20 protein-coding genes are annotated in these 23,922 nt (G+C 71.9%); 10 read left to right on the top strand and 10 right to left on the bottom strand.

Annotated features, from left to right (window positions below; all coding sequences use genetic code 11):
- Positions 1–2: 2 nt before the first annotated feature.
- Genes QFW81_RS09315 through QFW81_RS09295 form a run of 5 tightly spaced genes read left to right on the top strand, consistent with a single transcriptional unit; the run spans position 3 to position 4,084 of the window.
- Complete coding sequence (locus QFW81_RS09315; RefSeq protein WP_280578468.1) at positions 3–743, top strand: metallophosphoesterase family protein; 741 nt, start codon at positions 3–5, stop codon at positions 741–743.
- Between the two features lie 34 nt (positions 744–777).
- Positions 778–1,059: a DUF4190 domain-containing protein gene (locus QFW81_RS09310; RefSeq protein ID WP_280578467.1), complete on the top strand. Its 282-nt coding sequence runs from the start codon at positions 778–780 to the stop codon at positions 1,057–1,059.
- Position 1,060: 1 nt separating this feature from the next.
- Positions 1,061–2,116: a quinone-dependent dihydroorotate dehydrogenase gene (locus tag QFW81_RS09305; RefSeq protein ID WP_280578466.1), complete on the top strand. Its 1,056-nt coding sequence runs from the start codon at positions 1,061–1,063 to the stop codon at positions 2,114–2,116.
- A gap of 7 nt (positions 2,117–2,123) precedes the next feature.
- A complete protein-coding gene (gene murB, locus QFW81_RS09300; RefSeq protein ID WP_280578465.1) occupies positions 2,124–3,161 on the top strand; it encodes a UDP-N-acetylmuramate dehydrogenase in 1,038 nt (345 codons plus the stop codon).
- 56 nt (positions 3,162–3,217) lie between these two features.
- Positions 3,218–4,084 carry a DMT family transporter gene (locus QFW81_RS09295; protein ID WP_280578608.1) on the top strand — a complete coding sequence of 289 codons (867 nt, stop codon included), beginning with the start codon at positions 3,218–3,220 and terminating at the stop codon, positions 4,082–4,084.
- A 9-nt stretch (positions 4,085–4,093) separates the two neighbouring features.
- Here the strand turns inward: QFW81_RS09295 and QFW81_RS09290 are convergent, their stop codons facing one another.
- Positions 4,094–6,556, bottom strand: coding sequence for a serine/threonine-protein kinase (locus tag QFW81_RS09290; RefSeq protein ID WP_280578463.1), 2,463 nt, complete (start codon positions 6,554–6,556; stop codon positions 4,094–4,096).
- 103 nt (positions 6,557–6,659) lie between these two features.
- On the opposite strand from QFW81_RS09290, the gene QFW81_RS09285 reads away from it, so the two are divergent.
- Positions 6,660–7,556, top strand: a complete 897-nt coding sequence (locus tag QFW81_RS09285) for a diguanylate cyclase (protein WP_280578461.1) — start codon at positions 6,660–6,662, stop codon at positions 7,554–7,556.
- Positions 7,557–7,652: 96 nt separating this feature from the next.
- Here the strand turns inward: QFW81_RS09285 and QFW81_RS09280 are convergent, their stop codons facing one another.
- The 3 genes from QFW81_RS09280 to ispG all read right to left on the bottom strand — a co-directional run bounded on the left by QFW81_RS09280 (position 7,653) and on the right by ispG (position 13,255).
- Positions 7,653–11,027, bottom strand: coding sequence for a S8 family serine peptidase (locus tag QFW81_RS09280; RefSeq protein ID WP_280578460.1), 3,375 nt, complete (start codon positions 11,025–11,027; stop codon positions 7,653–7,655).
- A gap of 262 nt (positions 11,028–11,289) precedes the next feature.
- Positions 11,290–11,976 carry a phosphatase PAP2 family protein gene (locus QFW81_RS09275; protein ID WP_280578459.1) on the bottom strand — a complete coding sequence of 229 codons (687 nt, stop codon included), beginning with the start codon at positions 11,974–11,976 and terminating at the stop codon, positions 11,290–11,292.
- Entirely contained in the window at positions 11,969–13,255 is a 1,287-nt protein-coding gene (ispG, locus tag QFW81_RS09270; RefSeq protein WP_280578458.1) for a flavodoxin-dependent (E)-4-hydroxy-3-methylbut-2-enyl-diphosphate synthase, read from the bottom strand. The genes QFW81_RS09275 and ispG overlap by 8 nt, the downstream gene beginning before the upstream one ends.
- Before the next feature lie 188 nt (positions 13,256–13,443).
- Between ispG and xseA the strand changes: the two genes are divergently transcribed.
- The 4 genes from xseA (at position 13,444) to QFW81_RS09250 (ending at position 18,963) form a co-directional block, all read left to right on the top strand.
- Positions 13,444–14,811 (top strand): exodeoxyribonuclease VII large subunit, encoded by a 1,368-nt coding sequence (gene xseA / locus QFW81_RS09265; protein WP_280578607.1) that lies wholly within the window; start codon positions 13,444–13,446, stop codon positions 14,809–14,811.
- Between the two features lie 162 nt (positions 14,812–14,973).
- Positions 14,974–16,620, top strand: coding sequence for an acetolactate synthase large subunit (locus QFW81_RS09260; RefSeq protein ID WP_425604006.1), 1,647 nt, complete (start codon positions 14,974–14,976; stop codon positions 16,618–16,620).
- A gap of 38 nt (positions 16,621–16,658) precedes the next feature.
- Entirely contained in the window at positions 16,659–18,137 is a 1,479-nt protein-coding gene (locus tag QFW81_RS09255; protein WP_280578456.1) for an aldehyde dehydrogenase family protein, read from the top strand.
- Positions 18,138–18,141: 4 nt separating this feature from the next.
- Positions 18,142–18,963: an NRDE family protein gene (locus QFW81_RS09250; RefSeq protein ID WP_280578454.1), complete on the top strand. Its 822-nt coding sequence runs from the start codon at positions 18,142–18,144 to the stop codon at positions 18,961–18,963.
- Positions 18,964–19,070: 107 nt separating this feature from the next.
- On the opposite strand, the gene QFW81_RS09245 is transcribed toward QFW81_RS09250, so the two are convergent.
- From QFW81_RS09245 to QFW81_RS09220, 6 genes are all read right to left on the bottom strand, one after another.
- The gene (locus QFW81_RS09245) at positions 19,071–19,634 is read right to left on the bottom strand and encodes a hypothetical protein (protein WP_280578453.1); all 564 of its coding nucleotides are present in this window, start codon (positions 19,632–19,634) and stop codon (positions 19,071–19,073) included.
- 350 nt (positions 19,635–19,984) lie between these two features.
- Positions 19,985–20,419, bottom strand: coding sequence for a hypothetical protein (locus tag QFW81_RS09240; RefSeq protein ID WP_280578452.1), 435 nt, complete (start codon positions 20,417–20,419; stop codon positions 19,985–19,987).
- Positions 20,420–20,442: 23 nt separating this feature from the next.
- Positions 20,443–20,658, bottom strand: coding sequence for a PspC domain-containing protein (locus QFW81_RS09235; RefSeq protein WP_280578450.1), 216 nt, complete (start codon positions 20,656–20,658; stop codon positions 20,443–20,445).
- Positions 20,659–20,761: 103 nt separating this feature from the next.
- Positions 20,762–21,832, bottom strand: coding sequence for a class III poly(R)-hydroxyalkanoic acid synthase subunit PhaC (locus QFW81_RS09230; protein ID WP_280578449.1), 1,071 nt, complete (start codon positions 21,830–21,832; stop codon positions 20,762–20,764).
- 1 nt (position 21,833) lies between these two features.
- Positions 21,834–23,135, bottom strand: a complete 1,302-nt coding sequence (gene phaE / locus QFW81_RS09225; RefSeq protein ID WP_280578448.1) for a class III poly(R)-hydroxyalkanoic acid synthase subunit PhaE — start codon at positions 23,133–23,135, stop codon at positions 21,834–21,836.
- Positions 23,136–23,196: 61 nt separating this feature from the next.
- A complete protein-coding gene (locus tag QFW81_RS09220; protein WP_280578447.1) occupies positions 23,197–23,817 on the bottom strand; it encodes a CDP-alcohol phosphatidyltransferase family protein in 621 nt (206 codons plus the stop codon).
- Between the last annotated feature and the right edge of the window lie 105 nt (positions 23,818–23,922).

Here is a 23,922-nt window from a genome sequence, read left to right as displayed (position 1 = left end):
CGATGCGCATCGCCGTCATCTCGGACATCCACGGCAACCTGCCCGCGCTGCGGGCGGTGCTGGACGACATCCGCCACCGTGGCTGCGATGCCATCGCCAACCTGGGCGACCTGGCGTCCGGCCCTTTGTGGCCGGCCGAGACCATGGGCCTGCTGATGGACCTGCCGGCGGTGACCATCCGCGGCAACCACGAGCGCCAGTTGCTGGAGGGCGATCCGGCGGCGATGGGGGAATCGGACCGGCTGACCCATGCGGTCCTGACCCCCGCGCAGCTCGCCTGGATGGCCGCGCTGCCGGACCAGGCCAGGATCGACGGCGAAGTCCTGCTGCTGCATGGCACGCCTGCCAGCGACGTGGGCAATCTGTCCGAACGCGTCGACCGCGACGGCGCGCGTGCCGCGAGACCCGATGAACTGGCCGCCGACCTGGCCGGCATCGACGCGCGCGTGGTCCTGTGCGGGCACACCCACGTGCCGCGCGTCATCGAGCTGGAAGACGGCCGCCTGTGCGTGAATCCAGGCAGCGTCGGCCTGCAGGCGTTCCGTGGCCGCGCCCCGCATCCGCACGTGATGCAGAGCGGGACTCCCGCCGCCCGATATGCGATGCTGCAACGCGACAGCGGCACCTGGCATGCGCGACTGCTCGCCGTCGAACACGATCCCGCCCCGGCGGCGGAGCTGGCTCGCGATCGGGGCTTCGACGAGTGGGCCGACGCGCTGCGCGACGGCCGCCTGCCGCCATGACCGTCCCCCGACCCGACGCAAGCGGAGCGCCGACATGACCCTGCCCCCCCGCCAGACCAGCGGCCTGGCCATCACCAGCCTGATCGCCGGCATCCTCGGCTGGACCATCGTGCCTTGGATCGGCAGCATCGTCGCGATCGTCACCGGGCACCTGGCCCGTGGCGAGGTGCGTCGCGCGCCCGAGCGCCTGGAGGGCGACGGCATGGCGCTGGCTGGCCTGATCCTGGGCTACTCGATGCTGGTACTGAGCCTGGTCGGCCTGGTGGTGCTGTTCGCCTTCTTCGGCGGGCTTTTCTGGCTGGGGCTCAACAGCTGACATGTACGGTCTCGCGCGCCCGCTGCTGTTCGGTCTGGACGCCGAGCGCGCCCATGCCGTTGGCCTGCGTGCGCTCGACAGCGCGCACGCCCTGGGCCTGACGCGGCTGCTGGGCGCGCGAGCGCGGCCGTTCCCCACTCCGATCCTCGGGCTCACCTTCCCCAACCCGGTCGGGCTGGCGGCGGGCCTGGACAAGAACGGCGCCCACATCGATGCGCTGTTCGGCCTGGGCTTCGGCTTCGTAGAGATCGGCACGGTCACGCCGCGTCCCCAGCCAGGCAACCCGACGCCGCGGATGTTCCGGCTGCCGCGCCATCGCGCGCTGATCAACCGGCTGGGCTTCAACAACGACGGCGTCGACGCGCTGGTGCGCAACGTGGAGCGCGCCCGCGGACGCACCGGCCCGCTCGGGATCAACATCGGCAAGAACAGGGACACGCCCAACGAGTCGGCCGACCGCGACTACCTGCACTGCCTGGAGCGGGTGTACCCGCTGGCGGACTACATCACCGTCAACATCTCCTCGCCCAACACGGCCGGCCTGCGCGAACTGCAGGAAGAGCAGTCGCTGCGCAGGCTCGTGGCGATCCTGCGCGAAGCCCAGGAGCGCCTGGCCGCGCAGCACGGCAAGCGGGTGCCGATGCTGGTGAAGATGGCCCCCGACCTGTCCGACGACGACGTTCACGCCGCGGCGCGCGTGCTCACCGACCTGCACGTGGATGGCGTGATCGCCACCAACACCACGGTCTCGCGGATCGCGGTGCAGGACGATCCGCGTTCGCGCGAGACCGGCGGCCTGTCCGGCGAGCCGCTGATGAACAAGTCCACCGCGGTGCTGCGCATGCTGCGCACGCGGATGCCCGAGGCGGTGCCGCTGGTGGGCGTGGGCGGCATCCTGTCCGGGGCCGACGCGGTGAAGAAGATGGCCGCCGGCGCGTCGCTGGTGCAGATCTACACCGGCCTGATCTACCGCGGTCCGGAGCTGATCGGCGAGTGCGTGGAAGCCATCCGCCGGCGCAAGGAAGCCCCCAGCCGGGGCAACCTGCCGAACCTGTGAGCGGCCGATGAGCGTCGCCTTCCGCGTGATCCGTGGCGCCGACCTGCGCGCGCGCAACACCTTCGGCGTGGCCGCGCGCGCGCCGCTGCTGGTCGAGGTCGATGCGTTGCCGGCGCTCGACGAAGCGTTGGCCCAGCTGCCTGCGGACGCATCGCCCCTGCTGCTCGGCGGCGGCAGCAACCTGCTGTTCGCGGGCGATCCCGAGGGCGCGGTGCTGTCGATCCGTGCCGCCGGCATCGCACTGTCGGCAGACGACGGCGCGCATGCGCGCGTGCGCGCCGAGGCCGGCGCGGACTGGCACGCCTTCGTGCGCAGGACGCTGGAACTGGGCCTGTGCGGGCTGGAGAACCTGGCCCTGATCCCCGGCACCGTCGGTGCCGCGCCGATCCAGAACATCGGCGCCTACGGGGTGGAGGTCGGCGAATTCGTGGACGTGGTCGAGGCCTTCGAGCCCGCCACGGGCCGATCGCACCGGCTGTCGAGCGCGCAGTGCGGATTCGCCTACCGCGACAGCCTGTTCAAGCGCGAACCGGGCCGCTTCATCGTCACCGCGGTCGAGTTCCGGCTGCCGCGCTCGGCGCCGCCAAGGATCGACTACGCCGGCGTGCGCGAGGCGCTGGCGGCAGCCGGAATCACGGCGCCGACGCCGCTGCAGGTGTTCGACACGGTGTGCGGACTGCGGCGACGCAAGCTGCCCGACCCGGCGGTCATCGGCAACGCCGGCAGCTTCTTCAAGAACCCGGTGGTGCCGACGGACCACGCGCGCGCGCTCGCCGCGGCGCATCCGGGGCTGCCCGTGTTCCCGGGCGCGGATGCGGACAGCCGCAAGCTCTCGGCGGCCTGGCTGATCGATGCCTGCGGCTGGAAGGGACATCGCGACGGCGATGCCGGCGTCTCGGCGCGCCACGCGCTGGTGCTGGTCAACCACGGCTCCGCCAGCGGCGCGCAACTGCTGGCGCTGGCGCGGTCGGTCGCGGATTCGGTGCTCCACCGCTTCGGCGTGGCACTGGAGCCGGAACCGCGGATCGTCGGCGCATCGTGGTGAAGGGCCTGCCCGCACGCCTGTGGCCGCGCTCGGTCTACGGCCGCGCCGCGCTGCTGATGCTCGGCAGCACGCTGTCGTTCGCGATGATGGCGCTGGCGATCCGCTTCGCCACCGCGACCGTGCCGACCACCGAGATCGCCTTTTTCCGCAACCTGTTCGGGCTGCTCGCGCTGCTGCCGCTGATCCTGCGCCGCGGCGTGGCGCTGCCGCGGACCCGCCACCTGGGACGCTACCTGGTGCGCACCAGCGTCGGCCTGGTGGCGATGCTGTGCGGCTTCTGGGCGGTGGGGCACCTGCCGCTGGCGCAGGCGATCTCGCTGTCCTACGCCACGCCGCTGTTCGTGACCATCGGCGCGGTACTGTGGCTGGGCGAGGCGGTGCGCATCCGCCGCTGGCTGGCGGTGGCGGCCGGGTTCGCGGGCGTGCTGGTGATCCTGCGCCCGGGCGCTGACTTCACGCCCGGGATGATCGTCGCCCTGCTGGGCGCGCTGTTTTCCGGCATCGTCGCGATCCAGATCAAGCAGCTCTCGCGCTTCGACGCGCCGGACACGGTGGTGTTCTACACCTACGTGTTCTGGGTGCCGATGTCGCTGGTGCCGGCCCTGTTCCAGTGGATGTGGCCGTCGCCCGCGGCCTGGGCCTGGCTGGTCGCCACCGGCGTGCTGGGCACCTTCGGCCAGCTGCTGTGGACGCGCGCGATCGCGCTGGGCGAGGTGTCGGCGCTGCAGCCGATCAGCTTCGTGCAGCTGCCGGTGCTGGTGGCGCTGGGCTGGTGGCTGTTCGGCGAGACGATCGACGGCTGGACCATGCTCGGCGCGGCGATCGTGCTCGGCGCCAACGGCTACATCGCCCATCGCGAGGCGCTGCTGCTGCGTCGCGCGGCCACCCGCGCGCCGCTGGAAGCGGCCAAGCCGGCCGAGTAGCGCGCGCCGTCAGCGGGCCGCGTCCGCGCCCGGCGGCGCGCGCAGCGATGCGGCCATGCCCGCGGCCTGCTCGACGAACCGCTCGCCCGCGGGCCCGGCGCCCTGCGCGCGCACGCGCAGCGCATCCAGCATCGCCAGCGCCTGGTCCGTGCGGCCGCGGGCCGCGACCAGTTCCGCCAGGCGCAGCACGGCCGTCAGGGTGTCGGGATGGTCGGCGCCGAGTACGCGCGTGCGGTCGGCCAGCACTGCGCGGAAGGCGGCCTCCGCTTCGGCGTGCCGGCCCATCTTCGCCAGCAGCGAGGCCTGCGCGATGCGCGAGCGCAGCGTCTGCGGATGATCGGGTCCGAGGACGCGGGTACGCGCCTCGACCACCGCCGTCATCTCGGGCCAGGCCTCGTCGAGGCGACCGAGGTCGGACAGGTCGGTGGCCAGGTTCGATCGGTTGCTCAGCGTGACCGGATGGCTGGCGCCGAGCAGCCGGGTGTTGAGCGCGACCAGGCGCCGGTTGAGTGCGCTGGCGGCTTCGAAGTCGCCGGCATCGGCGTGGAACGCGGCCAGGTTGCCCATCGCCCGACGGGTCTCGTCGTGATCCTCGCCATGCAGTTCGCGCTGCAGCGCCAGCACCTGCCGGAACTGCGCGACCGCGCGCTCCGGATGCCCGGTCGCACCTTCGTTGATCGCGAGGTTGGTGCGCACGCGCAGCGTCAGCGGGTCGCGCGGACCCAGCGCCGCCTCGACCCGCTGCAGCAGCGGCCGCTGCAACTCCAGCGCGCGCTCGCGTTCGCCCAGCGCGGCATGGGCCTCGCTGTCGGCCAGTTCCAGGCGCACCCGCAGCGGATCGGTCGCGGGCCAGTCGGCGACGAGCGGCAGCAGCGGCGGCAGCAGTGCGCGCACCTGCTCCGCCCGGCCTGCGCGCAGCAGCGACAGCGCCTGGCCCTCGACCGCCTCCAGCGTGCGCCGGTGCCCCGGCCCCAGCACCGCGGCGCGATACCCGGCCACCTGCGCGAAGCCCTCCGCCGCGCCCGGGTACAACCCGAGCGCGAGGCGCACGCGCGCCACCGATGCGCGCAGATCGGCCGCCAGTCCCGGTTCGCCGGCGAAGTCGCGCTCCAGCGCGTGTTCGGCGCTGGCCAGTACGTTCGCGTCGAGCAGCTGGCGGGCGATGTCGGTGGTGCTGGTGCGGTCGATCTCGCGCGAGAAGGCGTCCGCCTCCGCGCCCTCCAGGTGTGTGGCCTGCGCACGCAGGGCCTCGTCCAGGCCCCGGCCCATCGCCTCGGGATCGATGTCCTCGAGCGTGGACTGCTGGAAGGCGACCACCTTCTCCAGTTCCGCGCTGCGCTGCTCGGCGATCGCGCGCTGCGCACGGGCCTGCAGCAGTCCGTGCAGCGACAGCGCCAGGCCACCGAGCAGGGCAGCGAGCGCGATCGCCGCCGCCGCCATGCCGGCGCGATGGCGCAGCGCGAACTTGCGCCAGGCATACAGGCGCGAGGCCGGCACCGCCTGCACCGGGCGCCCGGCCAGGAACCGGCGCAGGTCTTCGGCCAGCGCAGCCGCGGAGGGATAGCGATCGGCGCGGTCGTGCGCCATCGCCCGCGCCACCACCCAGTCCAGCTCGCCGCGCAGCACGCGGCGCATGGTGCGCAGGCGCTGTCCGCGCGCCTGCGCGACGCGCGCGGCTTCGTCCGGCCCCAGGGTATCGAGCTGCGCCGAGGGCAGGCGCAGGCTGCGCGCACGGTCGGTGACGGTTTCGCCCGCAACGGTGGGACGCTGGCCGGTCAGCAGTTCGCTCAGCACCACGCCCAGCGAGTACACGTCGCTGCGGGTATCGAGCAGCGCCGGATCGCCCGCGGCCTGCTCGGGACTCATGTAGTCCGGCGTGCCGGCGATCTCGTGCGCGCCGGACAGGCTCGAGGCGGTGGCGATGCCGAAGTCGATGATCTTCGGGCGCGGACGACCGTCGACCTCGTCGACCAGCAGGTTGCCCGGTTTGAGGTCGCGATGGATCACGCCCTTCTGGTGCGCGTGCTGCACCCCTTCGCAGACCTGGATGAACAGCTCCAGGCGCCGGTCGAGCGGCAACGCGTGCTGCTCGCAGTAGCCCACGATGGGCTGGCCATCGATGAATTCCATCGCGAAGAACGGATGTCCGTCGGCGGTGGTGTCGGCATCGTGGATCTGCGCGATCGACGGATGCCGCATCTGCGCCAGCACCTGGCGCTCGATCTCGAAATGCGCCTTGCGCCGCGGGTCCAGCGTGCGCCCGCGCAGCAGCTTGAGTGCGACCGTGCGCCGCACCGGCTCGAGCTGCTCGGCGCGGTAGACCTCGCCCATCCCGCCACGGCCCAGCAGCGCCTCGACGCGGTAGCGCCCCAGGCGCGTGCCGCGCGCCAGTCCCTCGCCGCCGTCGGCGGCGCCGGGCGCGCGCGTCTCCAGCAGTTCGGTGCGGTCCGGATCCCGCTCGTCGATCGACATCGTGATGGCGTCCCCCCGACGACCACGTCCCCGCATGCATGGTAACGGAGGGTCGACCGCTGCGACGACCGGGTACACTTGGGCCACACCTGCTGTCGCCGACATGTCCGCCTCCGACGATCCGGCCAACACCACCCAGCGCACGATGCTCAGCGGCGGTCCGCACCGGCCGGGGCCGCGTGCCGCCTGCCTGGTGGTGATCCTCGGTGAGGGCCTCGGCCGCCGCGTCGACATCGCCGACTCGCCGATGCTGGTGGGCCGCTCGCAGGAAGCCGACCTGGTCATCAGCCACAAGAGCGTGTCGCGCGAGCACTGCCGCATCTGGTTCGACGGCACCGGCTTCCGCATCCGCGACCTCGGCGCGACCAACCGCACGAAGGTCAACGACCTGCCCGTCGACGAGGCCGTGCTGGTGGACGGCGACCACATCGTGGTCGGCGAGAGCCTGCTCAAGTTCATCGGCCAGACCAGCGTGGAGGCGAGCTACCACGAGGAGATCTACCAGCTCGCCACCCACGACGCGCTGTCCGAGCTCTGCAACCGGCGCCACTTCATGGAGATCCTGGACAGGGAGATCGCGCGTGCGCAGCGCCACCAGCGCGAACTGGCGCTGTGCATCGTCGACGTCGACCTGTTCAAGCCGGTCAACGACACCTATGGCCACATCGCCGGCGACGAGGTGCTGCGGCACATCGCCGCGATCATCCGCGAACACGTGCGCGGCGAGGACATCGCGGCGCGCATCGGCGGCGAGGAGTTCGCGGTGCTGCTTCCCGAAGGCGGTCTCGCCGCGGCCCGGGTGCTGGCCGAACGGCTGCGCGGGTCGGTCGCCGAGGCGGCGTTCGCGCCCGGCGGCATTCCCCGCAGGATCACCGTGAGCGTGGGCGTGGCTGCATTGCAGGTCACCGGAGGCACCCGCTCCCAGTTGCTGGCGGCCGCGGACGCGGCGCTGTACCGGGCCAAGCACGGCGGCCGCAACCAGGTCTGCATCGGCAGCTGACGCGCCCCGCGCGCCACGGACCGGAACCCGCAGACGGACGAAGGGCCGGTTGCCCGGCCCTTCGCGTGGTTCAACGGCGGCGACATGCCGCTGGCGTCACGGCGTCACCGTCAGGCGGATCGCGGCGGCGCGCTTGGGCGCGGCCGGATCGTTGCTGCCGACGCAGTAGAACGCGTCGCGCACCCCGGCCGTCAATCCGGCGGCGCTGAGCTGGATCCGCGAGGCGCGCGAGGCGCCCGCGGCCAGCGTGCCCATCGGCGGCGTGACCGCTCCCATCCACGGAGCACCGCAGGCCACTTCACCGACCACCCGCATCGCCAGGCCCGGGAAGCTGGCATTCGTGGTCCACGCGCCTGCACCTGCGGTGCTCAGGTTGAGCCCGGCGAAACCGCCGTCGCCCAGCGTGGTGGAGGCGTACCAGGCCCAGCGGTTGGCGAACGTCGAGTTGGTCTGCACCAGCAACCAGTAGCGGCCGGGTGCGAGGTCCACCGACTGGCCTGCGGCCGTCAGGTCCAGCGTGATCGCCGCCCCGGCGGTGTCCACGCCCGCCGAGGTCGCCGGCGCGGTGTAGGTCCACGCGGCGGTGCCCGGCGAGCGCACCGGATCGCCGGCCGGCACGCCGCCGGCATCGGGATAGATCGCCCAGGTCAGCGTCGGCGACACGGTCGCCAGCGCCGAGCCGCTCACCACGAACCCTTCCGCGCGCAACGACAACAGCCGCGTCGGTGCGGCCAGGCTGAAGTCGTCGGCGGAGAACTGGGCCGCGAATCCGGCCACCGCCGGATCCGCGTAACGCGTGGCGCGGAACCCGCTGGTGGCATTCTGGCCGAGTGCGTCGACCAGGCCCGCCAGCCCGGAGCCGGTGTTGTCGAAGCTGTAGCTCAGCGGCGAACCGCCGGCGTTCGCCACCGTGGTCGTCGCCGCTCCGCTGCGTCCGGCCTTGAGCGTGAGCGAAACCAGGTCGGGCAGCTGGATCACCGGCGGCGGCACCACCACCGCGATCGGCAGTTGCAGGACCGGCGGTGCCGCGGCGCCGGAGGAGACCGGCGTCAGCACCAGCTCGCCGAAGTTCCAGCTGCCGTCGGCCGGCAGCGCGCTGCCGTCGACCACTACCCGCAGCGACACCGTGCCGCCCGCCGGCACCTTCACGTTGGCAGGCGTCACCCGCGCCGGCAGCCCGTCCACCCGGGCGCGATAGCCCTGCGCGGTGGCGCGCGTGTTGCGGAACGTGCGCACGAAGGTGCACTGCGGCGCGCAGTTGCGGCGGATCATGTTCGGCTGGTTGAGCGCGGCCGGATCGCCGCCGGTAGCGGGGTTGGCCGCCGCGTAGCCGGCTGCGGTCTCGTGCAGCACCAGGCCGGCGGCCATCGCGAGATCGACGCGGATGCGACCGGAGCCGCCGGCATGCGGATCGGCCGGCGTCACGCCGTCCTCCAGCAGCACCGTGCGCTCGGCGGTCATCGCCAGCGCCGACTTGATTTCCGGCGGGGTCCATCCCGGCCGGGCCTGGCGGATCAGGCCGGCCGAACCGGCCTGGTGCGGCGAGGCCATCGACGTGCCGTTGTACAGCGCCACGTCGTTCTCGAAGCCGGTGATGGTGGTGCCGGCGACCGCCGCCAGGATCCGCACTCCGGGCGCGGTGACGTCGGGCTTGAGCAGGTCGAACGTGCCCGCCGGGCCGCGCGAGCTGGAGGCGGCCAGCACGTCGGGCTGGTTCTCGAGCACGATCGCCGGATACGGCACGCCCGCGGTCGCCCCCGGGTTGGCGGCCGTGAAATCGCGCAGCGCATTGCCGTCGGCCTGCAGGATGCCGAACGCCGGCACCCTGGTGCCGGGCACCGACGGAATGATCCCGCCGGCGGCGTTGTTGGCGACCACCACCGCCACCGCGCCCGCGGCGGCCGCGTTGTCGACCTTGATCGAGAACGCACAGGTGCCTCGGCGCACGACCGCGATCGCAGCGGCGAAGGTGTCGGCCGGGTACGCCGCGCAGCCGTCGTCGACCGCATCGATCGCCGGGCTCACCACCAGCGGGGTGTCGCCGGGAATCGCGGCCTGCTGGCTCACGCCGTTGCTGCCGGGCGCCATTTCGATCGCGGTCAGCGCCTCCGGCACCGGCTGCGGGCCGGTGACCTGCAGCACCACCACGAAATCGCCGCGCCCGTGCTGGGCCGATGCGGTGGACGACACCCAGGGCTCGACATGGCCCAGCGTGTTCGGCGCCGGCCCACTGTTGCCGGCGGAGGCGGCGATGTAGATGCCCGCATCGACCGCGCCCAGGAACGCCTGCGACACCGCCTCGCTCCAGGGCGAGGCGCCGCCGCCGATCGAGTAGTTGATGACGTCGACCACGCCGTCGGCGATCGCCTGGTTCACCGCCGCCACCGCCGACACGTTCGGACACAGGCCCTGGCCGGTCGCGGTGTTGGTGTAGCAGATGTCGAAGGCGACGATGTTCGCGCGCGGCGCCACGCCGGAGATGCGGCGCACGTTGCCCAGCAGCTCGACGTCGCGGCGGTTGCCCGCGGCGGTCGAGGCGACGTGGCTGCCGTGGCCGTTGCTGTCGCCGAAACCGGGCTCCTCGCGGATGTTGGCCGCGCCGCAGGTGTTGCCCGGCGCGTTGCAGACGAAGTCGTAGCCGCCGATCAGCTTGTCGTTGCAGCGGCCCTCGTCGATCCCGCCCGCCGCGCAGGTGCCGAGGAAATTGCCGGCGCCGAGCGGATTGGCATGCGCATGGCCGTCGATCGGATCCACCGCCGCGAACGAGGGGCTGCCGAAGTTGATGCCCGAATCCAGGATGCCGAAGACGACACCTTCGCCCTGGTGCTCGTTGCCCCCGTCGGCCTCGCCCGACCACACCGCCGGCGCGCCGATCAGCGCGGGCCCGGTATCGGTGTCGAGCGGATACTCGCGATACTCGTCCACCAGCAGCACCTCACCCAGTGCGCGCACGCGCTCGACCTCGGCCGGGCCGAGTTCGGCGACCACGCCGTTGACCGCGTGCTGGAAGCGCTGCGAGACCTGCGGCTGGCGCCCGATCACGCGCGCCATGTCGCCTTCGATCCGGTGCTGGCGGTCGAGCAGGTAACGCGCGTAGGCGCGCGCCTGCGGGCTGCGCATGTCGGCGCGCGCCACGCCGGTGGCGCCGGTGCGCTTCGCCGGTGCGGCCAGGCCGGGGACGCCGCCCTGATAGCCGGCGACCGCCGGCTCGCGGAACAGCACGATGTAGGTGCCGCGTGCGGAGGCATCGTCGCGCCCGGCGGCCGTGGTGGCGGCCACCGCGGCGTTCGCGGCCCCGGGGGCGATCTTCGAACCGCCTGTCGCCGATACCGTGGCCACCGTCTGCGGCGAGACCGCCTGTTGCCATGCGCGGCCGACGCCGCCCGTGTCCACGGTCGCGACCGCCGCCAGCGCCGCAGCGCCGGTCACGCACAGTCCGACCACGATTCCCCAACGCACCCTGCCGTCCATGCCGCCTCCGGAAAACGTCGATACCCCTCGGAAATCGACGATGGTCCCCGCGCAACCGCCCGGGCCATCGCCGAAGCTGTCGCGGAGCATCAGAGGCGTGCGGCAGGAGGCCCCGGCGTGTCCGGAGTCCCCTGCACAACCGCCCCTGTCCGATTGCGCAATCCCTGTGCCCTGCCCCCCGGACTCTACGCCTGTTGGTGGCGCGTGCAACCATCCGCCGCCGGAGGGTGCAGACCGTTCCTGCGGACGGGGTCGGCCAGCCTCAGCGGCGGGCGCCAGGCGCGGCGCCGCGGTGCACCAGCAGGTGCGCGCCGACCGTCCAGATCGCGGCCGCGGCCCAGCCGGCGAGGATGTCGGAGGGATAGTGGACGCCCAGGTACACCCGTGACAGCCCGACCATCCCCACGAACACGGCCATCGCCGCCGCCACCCACCAGCGCGCGCGCGTCGGCCAGGCCAGCAGCACCAGCACCAGCGCCAGCGTCATCGACCCCATCGCGTGGCCGCTGGGAAAGCTGTAGGTGGTTTCGGGCGCGATGGATTCCCACAGCGTCGGCCGGTCGCGCGCGAAGAACAGCTTGGCGGCCACGTTGAGCAGCCCGGACCCGGCCGTGGCGACCGCCGCGAACGCGGCATCGCGCCAGCGCCGCAGCACCGCCAGCACCACCACCAGGGCGATGTCGACCGGCACCACGCCCCAGGCATAGCCGATCCGCGAGAAGAACAGGAACACGCGGTCGAAGCCGTCGCTGGCCATCGCCTGCGCCAGTCGCAGCAGCGGTTCGTCGAACTCGATCGCCTCGGCCTCGTGGACCTCGTCGGCGAGTTCCATGAACGCCCACATGGGCAGCAGCACGCCGGCGAACAGCAGCACCAGCTTCCAGCCGTGGCGGCGCGCGATGGCGCCGCAGGCGTTGGCGGCCTCGTGCCGCCAGCTCCATTCACGCATCCGCGCGCGGGCCCCAGGTGCGGTCGACATAGTCGTCCACCAGCGCGACGAATTCGTGCGCGATGCGGTCGCCGCGCAGGGTCACCGCCTTCTGGCCGTCGATGAACACCGGAGCGGAGGGCGCCTCGCCCGTTCCCGGCAGCGAGATGCCGATGTTGGCGTGGCGCGATTCGCCGGGGCCGTTCACCACGCAACCCATCACTGCCAGGGTCATGTTCTCCGCACCGGGGCGGGTCACCTTCCACTCCGGCATCTTCGCGCGCACGTGTTCCTGCACCACCTGGGCCAGTTCCTGGAAGAACTCCGAGGTGGTGCGGCCGCAGCCCGGGCAGGCCGTGACCATCGGCGTGAACGCGCGCAGGCCCATGGTCTGCAGCAGTTCCTGCGCCACCACCACTTCCTGCGTGCGCGACGCGCCGGGCTCGGGCGTGAGCGAGATGCGGATGGTGTCGCCGATGCCTTCCTGCAGCAGCACGCCGAGCGCCGCGCTCGAGGCGACGATGCCCTTGGAGCCGATGCCGGCCTCGGTCAGCCCCAGGTGCAGGGCGAAGTCGCTGCGGCGCGCCAGGTCGCGGTAGACCGCGACCAGTTCCTGCACGCCACTGACCTTGGCGCTGAGCACGATGCGCTCGCGCGCCAGGCCGAGCTCGACCGCACGTTCGGCCGAATCGAGCGCCGAGCGGATCAGCGCCTCGCGCAGCACCCGGCCGGCGTCCCAGGATTCGGCGCGCCGGGCGTTCTCGTCCATCAGCTGCGCGGCGAGCGCCTGGTCGAGCGAACCCCAGTTGGCGCCGATTCGCACCGGCTTGTCGTGGCGGATGGCGAACTCGATCAGCTGCGCGAACTGGGTGTCGCGCTTCTTGCCGAAGCCGACGTTGCCGGGATTGATCCGGTACTTGGCCAGCGCCTGCGCGCACGCCGGTTCGCGTTCCAGCAGCTGGTGGCCGTTGTAGTGGAAGTCGCCGATGATCGGGACTTCGATGCCCTGCATCGCCAGGCGTTCGACGATGTGTGGCACCGCGGCCGCCGCTTCGTGGGTGTTGACCGTGATGCGCACCATCTCCGAACCGGCGCGCCACAGGTCCGCGATCTGCTTCGCGGTGCCGGCGACATCGGTGGTGTCGGTATTGGTCATCGACTGCACCACCACGGGTGCGTCGCCACCTACCGCGACGCCGCCGATCCGCACCTGGCGCGTGCTGCGGCGCGGCTGCTGGCCGTACGCGGGCAGCGCGGGGTCGGCCTGGCAGGGGGGCAACGGCTGGGGCTGTGCGGACATGCGCGCAGTTTACCCGCGCGGGCGTGAGGCCGGCCTGTCCGCGGCCCCGGAATGCCATGCGGCGTTCCATGGGTTTCGGCTGCGGGTTCGGGCTGCGCGCCAGCCGCCCGGCCCACACCGGCGCACCGGTGGACGGGGCGGCGCCGCGCGCGCCGGGCATGTCCGCGCCGCAGGCTATCCTGCACCGCATGACCGACGCGATCACCGGCGAGATCCTCAGCCCCAGCCAGCTCAACACGCTGGCGCGCGGCCTGCTGGAAGACGCCTTCCCGCTGGTGTTCGTCGAGGGTGAACTGGGCAACGTCTCGCGCCCCGCCTCGGGCCACCTGTATTTCACCCTCAAGGACGCGCGCGCCCAGGTGCGCTGCGCGATGTTCAAGCCCAAGAGCCAGTGGCTCGGCTTCCAGCCGCGCGAAGGCCTGCAGGTGCTGGCGCGCGGCCGGCTGACCCTGTACGAGGCGCGCGGCGACTACCAGCTGATCCTCGATTCGCTGGAGGAGTCGGGCGAAGGGGCGCTGCGGCGCGCGTTCGACCAGCTCAAGGCGCGGCTGCAGGCCGAGGGCCTGTTCGATGCCGCACGCAAGCGCCCGCTGCCCGCGTTCGTGCGCCGGCTGGCGGTGATCACCTCGCCTTCGGGCGCGGCGGTGCGGGACGTGCTCAGCGTCCTTGCGCGGCGTTTCCCGCTGCTGCAGGTGGACATCCTGCCGGTGCCGGTCCAGGGTGCGGCCGCCGCCGCGCAGATCACGGCGACCCTGCGCCGCGTCGCGGCGGCCGGGCGCCACGACGTGATCCTGCTCGCCCGCGGCGGCGGCTCGCTCGAGGACCTGTGGGCGTTCAACGACGAAGGCCTGGCGCGCGCGATCGCCGACGCGCCGGTACCGGTGGTGTCCGCGATCGGACACGAGACCGATTTCAGCCTGTCCGATTTCGCCGCCGACCTGCGCGCGCCCACGCCCTCGGCCGCGGCCGAGCTGCTGGTACCCGACCGGGTCGACCTCGGTCAGCGCCTGATCGGCCTGCAGCGGCGTTTGTCCGGGCTGCAGGACCACCGGTTGCGGCAATGGGCGCAGCGCGCCGATCGCGCCGCGCTGCGCCTGAACGCGCTCCGTCCGCAGGCCCGGCTGCAGGCCTGCGTGCAGCGGCGGGACGAAGCGCTGCGCCGGCTGCGATCGGCCTGGACCCAGCGCCTGCTCGGCCACGTGGCCACCCTGCGGCACGCCCGCGCCGTGCTCCAGGCCACCCGCCCGCAGCGCCGTCTGCAGGCCCTGCGCGACCGGCTCGCCGGGTTCGCGCCGCGCCCGCAGGCGGCGATCGTGCGCCGGCTGCAGCGCGATGCCCTGCACCTGCGCGGTCTGGCGCGCTCGCTCGAGGTGGTGAGCCCGCTGGCGACCATCGCTCGCGGCTACAGCATCCTGCAGCGCGAGAACGGCGGCATCGTGCGTCGCGTCGGCGACGTGGCCGTCGGAGAACCGCTCTCCGCGCGCCTCGTCGACGGGCGGCTCCAACTGCGCGTGGACGGCATTGCGGCTGCGCCGGACACTGCGTCCCGGGACTGACGCGGGGCGCGGCGCGCCAGCCGGCCGCTGGCCTCGTGCGACGGTCGCTTCGATTCGAGCGACGCCTCCGCACCGCGGATGCGCAATGCACCACTCGCGGGCAATGCTGCGTTCTGCGTGCTGGACGTGCCTGTCACGCGCCCCGTGCGAGACTGGATCGCGATGACCAAGGCCTCCGATCTTTTCGTCCAGGCGCTCGAAGCCGAAGGCGTGGACCACGTGTTCGGCATCCCCGGCGAGGAAACGCTCGCCCTGCTGGACTCGCTGCGCGACTCCGGCATCCGCCTGGTGCTGACCCGCCACGAACAGGCCGCCGGTTTCATGGCCGCCACCTGGGGCCGCCTCACCGGTCGCACCGGCGTGTGTCTGGCGACCCTCGGCCCCGGCGCCACCAACCTCGTCACTGCCGCCGCCTACGCCCAGCTCGGCGCCATGCCGATGCTGATGATCACCGGGCAGAAGCCCATCCGCAGCGGCAAGCAGGGGCATTTCCAGATCGTGGACGTGGTCGACATGATGCGTCCGCTGACCAAGTACACCCGCCAGCTGGTCTCGGCGGACTCCATCCCGGCGCAGGTGCGCGAAGCCGTGCGGCGCTCGCAGGAGGAGCGGCCCGGCGCGACCCACCTGGAACTGCCGCAGGACGTGGCCAGCGACCAGACCGAGGCGTTCGTGCTGCCGCCGGTCTACAGCCGGAGGCCGCTGGCCGAGCACAAGGCGCTCGACGCGGCCGCCGATGCGATCCGCAAGGCGCGCCACCCGCTGCTGATGATCGGCGCCGGTGCCAACCGTAAGACCACGTCGAAGATGCTGCACGCGCTGGTCGAGAAGCTCGGCATCCCGTTCTTCAGCACCCAGATGGGCAAGGGCGTGCTCGACGAGACCGGCCCGCTGTGGCTGGGAACCGCCGCCCTGTCGGACGGCGATTACGTCCACCGCGCGATCGACCTTGCCGACTGCATCGTCAACATCGGCCACGACGTGATCGAGAAGCCGCCGTTCTGGATGAAGCGCGGCCGGCGCACCGTCATCCACGTCAACTACTCGCCCGCGGTGGCCGACCAGGTCTATTTTCCGCAGATCGAAGTGGTGGGCGACATCGCGCACTCGGTCTGGCAGCTCGCCGAACGCCTCGAGCCCCAGGCCCACTGGGATTTCGCCCTGTTCGACCGCGTGCGCACGGCGCTGTGCGACAACATCGCCTCGCTCGCCGCGGACGAGCGGTTTCCGCTCGCGGTGCCGCGCCTGGTCGCCGAACTCGGCCGCCAGCTGGATCCTGGCGATATCACCTGCCTGGACAACGGCCTGTTCAAGCTCTGGTTCGCGCGCCACGCGCGCTGCCGCCTGGCCAACACGCTGCTGCTGGACAACGCGCTGGCGACGATGGGCGCGGGCCTGCCCTCGGCGATCGCCGCGGCGATCGCCAAGCCTGGCCACAAGGTGGTCGCGGTCTGCGGCGACGGCGGCTTCATGATGAATTCGCAGGAGCTGGAAACCGCGATGCGGCTGCGGCTCGACCTGGTGGTACTCGTGCTGCGCGACGACGCCTACGGCATGATCAAGTGGAAGCAGGCGCACGAAGGCTATGCGCAGTACGGCATGGACTACGGCAATCCGGATTTCGTGCGCTACGCAGAAAGTTACGGCGCGCGTGGCCATCGGGTCGGCGCGCTGGACGAACTCGGCGGAGTGCTGCGTACCGCACTCGACACGCCGGGCGTCGACCTGGTCGAAATCCCGGTGGACTACGGCCGCGACGACGACCTGCTCCACCGCGAGATTCCCGACGGCGCCGCCGCCGTGCGCTGAGCGCCGCCCGTCCCCCGCATCGAACCAAGGAACGCTGCATGGCACGCAAGACAGGCTCCGGCAAGACGGCTCCGGGCAAGCGCAAGCTCGCCAGGCGCTACCCCTGCTACCTCGCCAACGCGCCGATCCAGCCGAACGAGGATCTGGAGGTCCTCGACAAGTACACCGGCAAGGTCGCCACCCGCACCGCGTTCGTCGGCGCCGGCGTGGTGCGCAAGGCGATCGTGGCCGCGCACCAGGCGCGCGGTGCCATGGCGGACTTCACGCCCGACCGCCGCCGCGACGTGCTCGAGCACTGCGTGCGCCGCTTCCGCGAGCGCAGGGAAGAACTGGCGCTGGCCCTGTGCATCGAAGCGGGCAAGCCGATCCGCGACGCGCGCGGCGAGGTCGAGCGGCTGATCGACACCTTCCGCATCGCCGCCGAGGAGGCCACGCGGGTGGAGGGCGAGACGGTGGAGATGCGCATCTCCGAGCGTACCCGGCCCTATCGCGGCATCGTCAAGCGGGTGCCGATCGGCGCCTGCAGCTTCATCACGCCGTTCAACTTCCCGCTCAACCTGGTCGCGCACAAGGTGGCGCCGGCGATCGCGGCCGGCTGCCCGTTCGTGCTCAAGCCCGCGGCGAAGACGCCGGTGGGCGCGTTGATCATCGGCGAGATCCTGGCCGAGACCGACCTGCCGCGCGGCGCGTTCTCGATTGTCGCCTGCAGCAACGAGGACGCCGCCGCCCTGACCGAGGACGAGCGCATCGCCCTGCTCAGCTTCACCGGCGGACTGGTGGGCTGGGATCTGAAGGCACGCGCCGGGCGCAAGAAGGTGACCCTGGAACTGGGCGGCAACGCCGCCTGCATCGTCGATGCCGATCCGGGGATCGCACTCGATGCGCTGGTGGAGCGGCTGGTGTTCGGCGCCTACTACCAGTCCGGCCAGAGCTGCATCAGCGTGCAGCACATCCTGGTCCACCGCGACCTGTACGAAAAGCTGCGCAAGAAGCTGCGTGCACGCGTGCGCGAACTGGTGATGGGCGACCCCCGGGACGAGAAGACCTTCATCGGTCCGGTGATCGACGAGGACGCAGCGAAGCGCATCGAGTCCTGGATCGCGGCCGCGCGCAAGGGGGGCGCGAAAGTGCTCGCCGGCGGCCCGCGCGAGCGCAACATGCTCCCGGCCACCCTGATGGAAGGCGTGCCGCGCGACAGCGACCTGTACCGCAAGGAAGTTTTCGGCCCGGTGGCCTGCCTGCAGCCGTTCGAGGACTTCGAGTCCGCGCTCGACACCGTGAACGCGAGCGACTTCGGCCTGCAGGCCGGCGTGTTCACCGCTAGCCTCGCGCACACGATGCTGGCCTGGGACCGGCTCGAGGTCGGCGGTGTGGTGGTAGGCGACGTGCCGAGCTTCCGCGTCGACAACATGCCGTACGGCGGGGTGAAGCTGTCGGGCCTCGGCCGCGAGGGCGTGAAGTACGCGATCGAGGACATGACCGAGCCACGCCTGCTGGTCATCCGCGACACGGACTGAGCGCATGTGCCTGATCGCCCTGGCCTGGCGCGCGCATCCGCGCTGGCCGCTCGCGCTGATCGCTAACCGCGACGAATTGCACGCGCGACCCACCGCCGGGGCCGGTTTCGATCCCGAGGCACCGCACGTCTACGGCGGACGCGACCTCGTGCAGGGCGGTAGCTGGCTGCAGGCGTCCGCCCACGGGCGCCTGGCCGCGGTCACCAACGTGCGTGCAGGCCTCTCGCAGGCGCCGGCAGCGCGGTCGCGCGGCGATCTGGTGCGCGGGTTCGTGCGCGGCGAGGCGTCTGCGGATGGATACGTGGCCGCGCTCGCTGCCCACGCGGATGCCTACGGACGCTTCAACCTGCTGGTCTGGGACGGCGACGCCCTCGCCTTCGCGAGCAATCATCCGCACCCGGTGGCGTTCCCGGTGGAGCCGGGACTGCATGCGATGTCCAACGGCGCCTTCGACGCAGCCTGGCCCAAGAGCACGTTCGCCACCCGCGCGCTGGAGGCCTGGTTGCGCTCGCCGATGGCCGACACCGGCGACGACACGTTCGACGATGCGGTCGAGCCGTTGTTCGCGGCATTGCGCGACACCACCCGCGCGGCCGACGACGCGCTGCCGGACACGGGCGTGGGGCAGGCGCTGGAACGCGCACTGTCGCCACCGTTCGTGCTTGATCCGCACTACGGCACGCGCTGCAGCAGCGTGGTCCTGGTCGGCGCCGACCGGATCCTGTTCGCCGAAAGGCGCTTCGATGCCGCGGGCACGGCGAAGGGGACGTCCTGGCAGCGGCTGGCGCTGCGCGTGGGCCCGGGAATGTCCGACGCGGGATCCTGAGGGGAACGTCCGACGCCAGATAACGTCCGACGCCAGATCGACATCGCGCGATCGATCCCGGCGGGACATCCGCCCGCCCGTCATGCGGCGCTGCGCCGCATGCCACGTTACGGTCGAGGCGCGGTGGAGAGTTCGGTACAGGCGACGGGCGCGTCGTTCTCCAGTCGCTGCTGCCAGCCGTTCGCATCGCGCGTGGCGATGGTGCCGCTGATGCAGGCCTCCGGCGCGCCGTCGCGGCGGGCGACGATCGCGCCCGGCAACGCGGGCACCGCCGGCTCCGCAACGGGCGCCGCATTCGCCGCCGGTTCCGTCGATTCCGCCCCGGACGCGACGCCTTCCCCGGGCGCATCGAGCGGGTCTGGCGGCGCTTCGGCGGGCAGGGTCGAGGCTGCGTCCAGCGGTGCTTCGGCGCCCGGTGCGGCGCCACCTGTTGTGGCGCCGATGGGCGCAGGAGCCAGAGGTGCGGCCGCGTCGACCAGGTCCGATGCCGCAGCGGGATGGGTCGCCGCAGGCGTCCGGGCGGCCGAACCGCCGTCGTCGCCATCGGTGAACACCGCATCGATCCCGCGACCGATCAGTCCCGCCGCCACGACGCCGACGATCACCGCCAGCGTGACCGGCAGGAAGAACGACCACGGGGCCACGTCGTCACGAATGCCGCGTTCGCGCATGTGCTTCTCCCGATCGCCATAGCCGAGGATTCCCGCCGCTCACTGCCAGGGGGCTCGTCATGCCGGCCATTCCGGCACGCGTCGACGCTCACCTCCCCGCAAAGCCGCACGTCGACGTCCGCGTGCGCATCCGGGCGCGCGCCGAGCGCGCATGCCACGGCTGCGAATGCCGGACAAGCAGAAGGCCCAGTCTTCCGGTATGACCCGGTCGGCTGAGCCTTCCTTGCCGAAGCGATTGCTTCCGGCTTTCGCCATCCGCTTTTTCTTCGACGGATGCAGGTTACCGCAGGGGCCGTTACGTGGGCGTCAAACCCTGCGACCGTTCGTCGGTGAGCGCGGCGACCGCACCCCTAGGCCGGCCACGGCCACCAGCCGCGACCGCTGTGGGCGTACCGGTCCGCGGCGCGCTCGAACCGGTTGCGCACGCTGATGCCACCGCAGGCCAGGTACAGCGGCAGGAACAGCGGCCCCAGCGCCATGTACTGGAACACATGTGCGCGCTCGTGCTCGCCCAGCACGATCATCGGGTCTTCGCAGATCCCCGCGCGGTGGGCGTAGGTGGTGCACGCGACGTCGAGTGTATCGCCGGTGTGGAGGATCACGTTGCCGAGGGTCATCGCACCGCCCGGACCCCAGGGCCAACGCTGGAACACCAGCGCGCACGCACGCCGATCGAGCCGCGGCCGCGCGCCGAAGGCCAGGCCGGCGGCGCCGGCGACGAGCCCCAGCAGCGTATTGGGCAGGGTCCAGGCGATCCCGATCCCCCCGAGCAGCATGCGCGGCATACCGACGCGCGGCCGCGGATGGTTCAATCGTTGCCTTCCGGGATCAGCAGCCACAGCACCAGGTAGACGAGGATGCCGGGGAAGGCCGCGGACAGCACCGAACCCACCACGTACAGGACGCGCAGCAGGGTGGGGTTCCAGCCGTAGCGGTGCGCGATGCCGCCGACCACGCCGGCCAGCACGCGGTCGTGGATCGAGCGGGTCAGCCCGGCGGGCTTGGCGGTGGTGGTCTGGTTCATGGCGGCGCCCCCGTGGATGCTGGGGGCAGTCTAGCGCCGCGATCGTGAAGGATTCGCTGCGTGGCGGGGCCGCTGCGGACAGCCCGTCACGGCATGCGGCGGATCAGCGCGCGCGGGCCGCCAGCCAGTCGTGGATCGCCGTCGGCACTTCCTTCTGCGCACGCCCCGAGACGTAGATGCCGATGTGGCCGCCGCGGAAGGAGACCTCGGAATAGTCGTCGCTGCCGACCACGTCCTTCAGCGCGCGCGAGGCATCCGGCGGCACCAGGTGGTCCTGTTCGGCGTAGATGTTGAGCACCGGCATGTCGACGAAGCCCAGGTCCACCTCGCGCTCGCCGATGACGATCCCGCCCTCGATGAAGCCGTTGCCCTGGTAGAACTGCTTGATGAACTGGCGGAAGGCTTCGCCGGCCTGGTCGGGCGAATCGAAGATCCACTTCTCCATGCGCAGGAAATCCTCCATCGCCTTGCGGTCGTCGAGGATGTCGACCAGCCCGACGTACTTCTGCACGAACAGACGCCATGGTTTCAGCGTGAGGTAGCAGAAGTTCATCATGTCGGCCGGCACGTTGCCCAGCGTGTCCACGAACAGGTCGACGTCGAGTTCGCGGGTCCAGTTCGAGAGCATGTTGTCGTCGGTGTGGAAGTCCACCGGCGTGACCATGGTGATGAGGTTCTTCACCTTGTCCGGATGCAGCGACGCGTAGCACAGCGAGAACGCGCCGCCCTGGCAGATGCCCAGCAGGTTGACCGCATCGCGGCCGCTGCGCCGGCGCAGCACGTCGACCGCGCCGCCGAGGAAGCGCTCGATGTAGTCCTCCAGGGTGAGGTAGCGGTCCGAACGGTCGGGATAGCCCCAGTCGATGATGTACACGTCCTCGCCGCGCTCGAGCAGTCCGCGCACCAGGGAGCGGTCGGCCTGCAGATCCACCATGTACGGGCGGTTGACGAGCGCGTAGCACACCAGCAGCGGCACCTTCGCCGTCGGCGTCTTCGCGCCGACGTAGCGGTACAGCACGGTCTTGCCGTCGCGCCAGATCTCTTCCTTGCCGGTCGCGCCGTAGTCGTAGTCGCCGACTTCGCGCAGCGTCTGCAGGCCGGCGGCGAGCTTGTGCTGGACGCGCATCGATTCGTTCGCAAGCCGGTCGGGCGTGATGGACAGCGGTCCGTGCATGTCAGGCTCCTTCCTGCCCGTCGTCGGGCGTCGGGTCCGGCGGCAGTGGCGCGTCGGGAATCGGGATATGGGACGAGAAGCCATTGGTCGGCGACCGCCGCGCGCTCACCGCCGGGCGCGACGCGACCTTGCGCGCCGGGCGCCGCGCAGCGCGGGCGGAATCCGCCCTGGCGCCAGTCGCACGCTTCGACGCCTTCGGCTTGCCGCCTGCGGCGGACGTACCGCGCCTGGCCGCCTTGCCGGTGGGCGCCTGGGTCGTGGCATCGGGCTGCGCCTTCTGCGCTTCACCGGCTTCGGGTACGTTCGCCGACGCCGCGGATCCCGCCTGCGCGCGAGCCGCACCGCGCCCGGCCTTCGCCTGCGCACGCTCGCGTGCAGTCCGCGGCGCCGCCGGCGCCGGGCCGCCGTCGGCCGCATCGCGCAACCTGCGCATCGCGCGTTCCAGTTCGACGATCTTGCGGTGGGCGGCGTCGACCTCGGTGCGCGTGGGCATGCCGAGCGTGGTGCAGGCCTGCTCCACTTCCCGCTGCACGCCCGCACGCAGCCGCATCTGCGCATCGACCAGCTGCGCGTAGGCATGGCGGAACTCCGGCGACAGCGCGATCTCCGCGTACGCCTCCTCGGCCGCGTCGATCCACAGGTCGAACAGCGCACGCGGCGTCTCGATCTGCCGACCGGGTTCCTCGTGCGCGGCCAGCCGGTCCTCGAAGATCCGGAACGCGTCCTGCGAGGCCTTGAGCATCAATGCGTTGTAGCCGCTGCTGGCCTGTTCGTACTCCATCGCGGACTGGGCCAGCCGCTGCAGGCGCTCCTGGTGCTCGCGCCCGGCCCCGAACGCGGGCAGGCGCAGCCACGACATGCCCTCCCCGCGCGCCGCTTCCAGCCAGGGCGAGGCATCCTCGACCCACTGGTCCGGGCCCGGCAGCCCGTGTCCGCGCAGCGAACGCAGCATCTCCGGGAACGGATTGGCGCCCGCGGCGCCCAGGGCCTGCTTCCACGCGTGGGCGATGTCGCCTGCGCTGTGGTCGCGGCCGGCGAACTGGGCCGCCACCTGCTGCATGTGGCCGTACCAGTCGCGCGCCTGGACATTGAAGCGCTCCAGCGCCTCGTTCACCCCGCTGCGGCCTCCGTGGGCGTAGCGGGTCCACCAGTCGATCGCATCCTGCCAGGCATGCATCCCGGGCTGTCCGGCGCCCGGAGCGGCGCCGCGCAGCGCATCGCCCCACGCCGCCCAGTACTGGCGGGCGAGCCGTTCGAAATCCTGACCCTGTCCGGGACCCGCCCCGAAACCCTGGTTGAACATGCCGTCCTCCTGTGTCGTCCCGATCATAGCAACGGCAGGCGACGCGCCGGCGGCTGCGCCCTCAGAACTTGGGGATGCGGATGGTCTTGCTGATCATCAGCGAGCCCGACAGCGCGTAGACCAGCACCAGCGGATGCAGCTGCCAGGGGCCGAGCTGCCACTGGCCGAACCAGACCGCATCGCCGATCGCGCCCTGCCATGCGGCCACGCCCAGCAGCACCACGATCAGCAGGCTGGTCGGGATCGGCGTGCCTTCGAAGAACTTCACCTTGTCGCCGCCATCGGCCAGGGTCTCGGCGGTGACGTTGTAGCGCGCCAGCCGGCTGACGCCGCAGCCGACGAAGTAGCTCAGGATCACCCAGTCCCATCCGCCCTGCAGTCCGCAGGCGTAGCCCAGCGCCGCCGGCGCGATGCCGAAGGAGATGACGTCGGCCAGCGAATCGAGTTCGCGGCCCAGGGTGGAGGCGACCTTGCGCCAGCGCGCCACGCGGCCGTCGAGGGCGTCGAACACGAACGCCAGCGGAATCAGCGCCATGCCGATCATCAGATCGCGCACCACGCCGTCCTGCAGGAACCGCATCGCCGCGAACACTGCGCCGGTCCCGCAGACCGCATTGGCCAGCGTGAACCAGTCGGCCAGCTGGAAGTCGCGCAGCATCGAGAAGTGGCGGGGTCGGGACATGACCGGTCCTGTGGGAGGCGGGACCCGCAGGGTGCCAAATCCGGCGTGAGGACGACGGAAGCGCGGAAAGCGCGTCTCCGGATCGATGCTTCGCCCGCACAAGCG

Source organism: Luteimonas kalidii, assembly GCF_029887935.1.
Classification (GTDB): Bacteria; Pseudomonadota; Gammaproteobacteria; order Xanthomonadales; family Xanthomonadaceae; genus Luteimonas; species Luteimonas kalidii.
Note: the sequence above shows the minus strand (reverse complement) of the source record. Positions and strands in the feature narration are given on the sequence as shown.

What these genes read in the sequence shown, in the direction of transcription:
- QFW81_RS09240 (WP_280578452.1), bottom strand. Translation starts at nt 20,419, where the DNA reads ATGCCGCGCATGCTGCTCGGGGGGATCGGGATCGCCTGGACCCTGCCC.
- phaE (WP_280578448.1), bottom strand. Translation starts at nt 23,135, where the DNA reads ATGTTCAACCAGGGTTTCGGGGCGGGTCCCGGACAGGGTCAGGATTTC.
- QFW81_RS09310 (WP_280578467.1), top strand. Translation starts at nt 778, where the DNA reads ATGACCCTGCCCCCCCGCCAGACCAGCGGCCTGGCCATCACCAGCCTG.
- QFW81_RS09245 (WP_280578453.1), bottom strand. Translation starts at nt 19,634, where the DNA reads ATGCGCGAACGCGGCATTCGTGACGACGTGGCCCCGTGGTCGTTCTTC.
- QFW81_RS09260 (WP_425604006.1), top strand. Translation starts at nt 14,974, where the DNA reads ATGACCAAGGCCTCCGATCTTTTCGTCCAGGCGCTCGAAGCCGAAGGC.
- xseA (WP_280578607.1), top strand. Translation starts at nt 13,444, where the DNA reads ATGACCGACGCGATCACCGGCGAGATCCTCAGCCCCAGCCAGCTCAAC.
- QFW81_RS09275 (WP_280578459.1), bottom strand. Translation starts at nt 11,976, where the DNA reads ATGCGTGAATGGAGCTGGCGGCACGAGGCCGCCAACGCCTGCGGCGCC.
- QFW81_RS09295 (WP_280578608.1), top strand. Translation starts at nt 3,218, where the DNA reads ATGCTCGGCAGCACGCTGTCGTTCGCGATGATGGCGCTGGCGATCCGC.
- QFW81_RS09285 (WP_280578461.1), top strand. Translation starts at nt 6,660, where the DNA reads ATGTCCGCCTCCGACGATCCGGCCAACACCACCCAGCGCACGATGCTC.
- QFW81_RS09255 (WP_280578456.1), top strand. Translation starts at nt 16,659, where the DNA reads ATGGCACGCAAGACAGGCTCCGGCAAGACGGCTCCGGGCAAGCGCAAG.
- QFW81_RS09280 (WP_280578460.1), bottom strand. Translation starts at nt 11,027, where the DNA reads ATGGACGGCAGGGTGCGTTGGGGAATCGTGGTCGGACTGTGCGTGACC.
- murB (WP_280578465.1), top strand. Translation starts at nt 2,124, where the DNA reads ATGAGCGTCGCCTTCCGCGTGATCCGTGGCGCCGACCTGCGCGCGCGC.
- QFW81_RS09235 (WP_280578450.1), bottom strand. Translation starts at nt 20,658, where the DNA reads ATGAACCAGACCACCACCGCCAAGCCCGCCGGGCTGACCCGCTCGATC.
- QFW81_RS09290 (WP_280578463.1), bottom strand. Translation starts at nt 6,556, where the DNA reads ATGTCGATCGACGAGCGGGATCCGGACCGCACCGAACTGCTGGAGACG.
- QFW81_RS09250 (WP_280578454.1), top strand. Translation starts at nt 18,142, where the DNA reads ATGTGCCTGATCGCCCTGGCCTGGCGCGCGCATCCGCGCTGGCCGCTC.
- QFW81_RS09230 (WP_280578449.1), bottom strand. Translation starts at nt 21,832, where the DNA reads ATGCACGGACCGCTGTCCATCACGCCCGACCGGCTTGCGAACGAATCG.
- QFW81_RS09220 (WP_280578447.1), bottom strand. Translation starts at nt 23,817, where the DNA reads ATGTCCCGACCCCGCCACTTCTCGATGCTGCGCGACTTCCAGCTGGCC.
- ispG (WP_280578458.1), bottom strand. Translation starts at nt 13,255, where the DNA reads ATGTCCGCACAGCCCCAGCCGTTGCCCCCCTGCCAGGCCGACCCCGCG.
- QFW81_RS09305 (WP_280578466.1), top strand. Translation starts at nt 1,061, where the DNA reads ATGTACGGTCTCGCGCGCCCGCTGCTGTTCGGTCTGGACGCCGAGCGC.
- QFW81_RS09315 (WP_280578468.1), top strand. Translation starts at nt 3, where the DNA reads ATGCGCATCGCCGTCATCTCGGACATCCACGGCAACCTGCCCGCGCTG.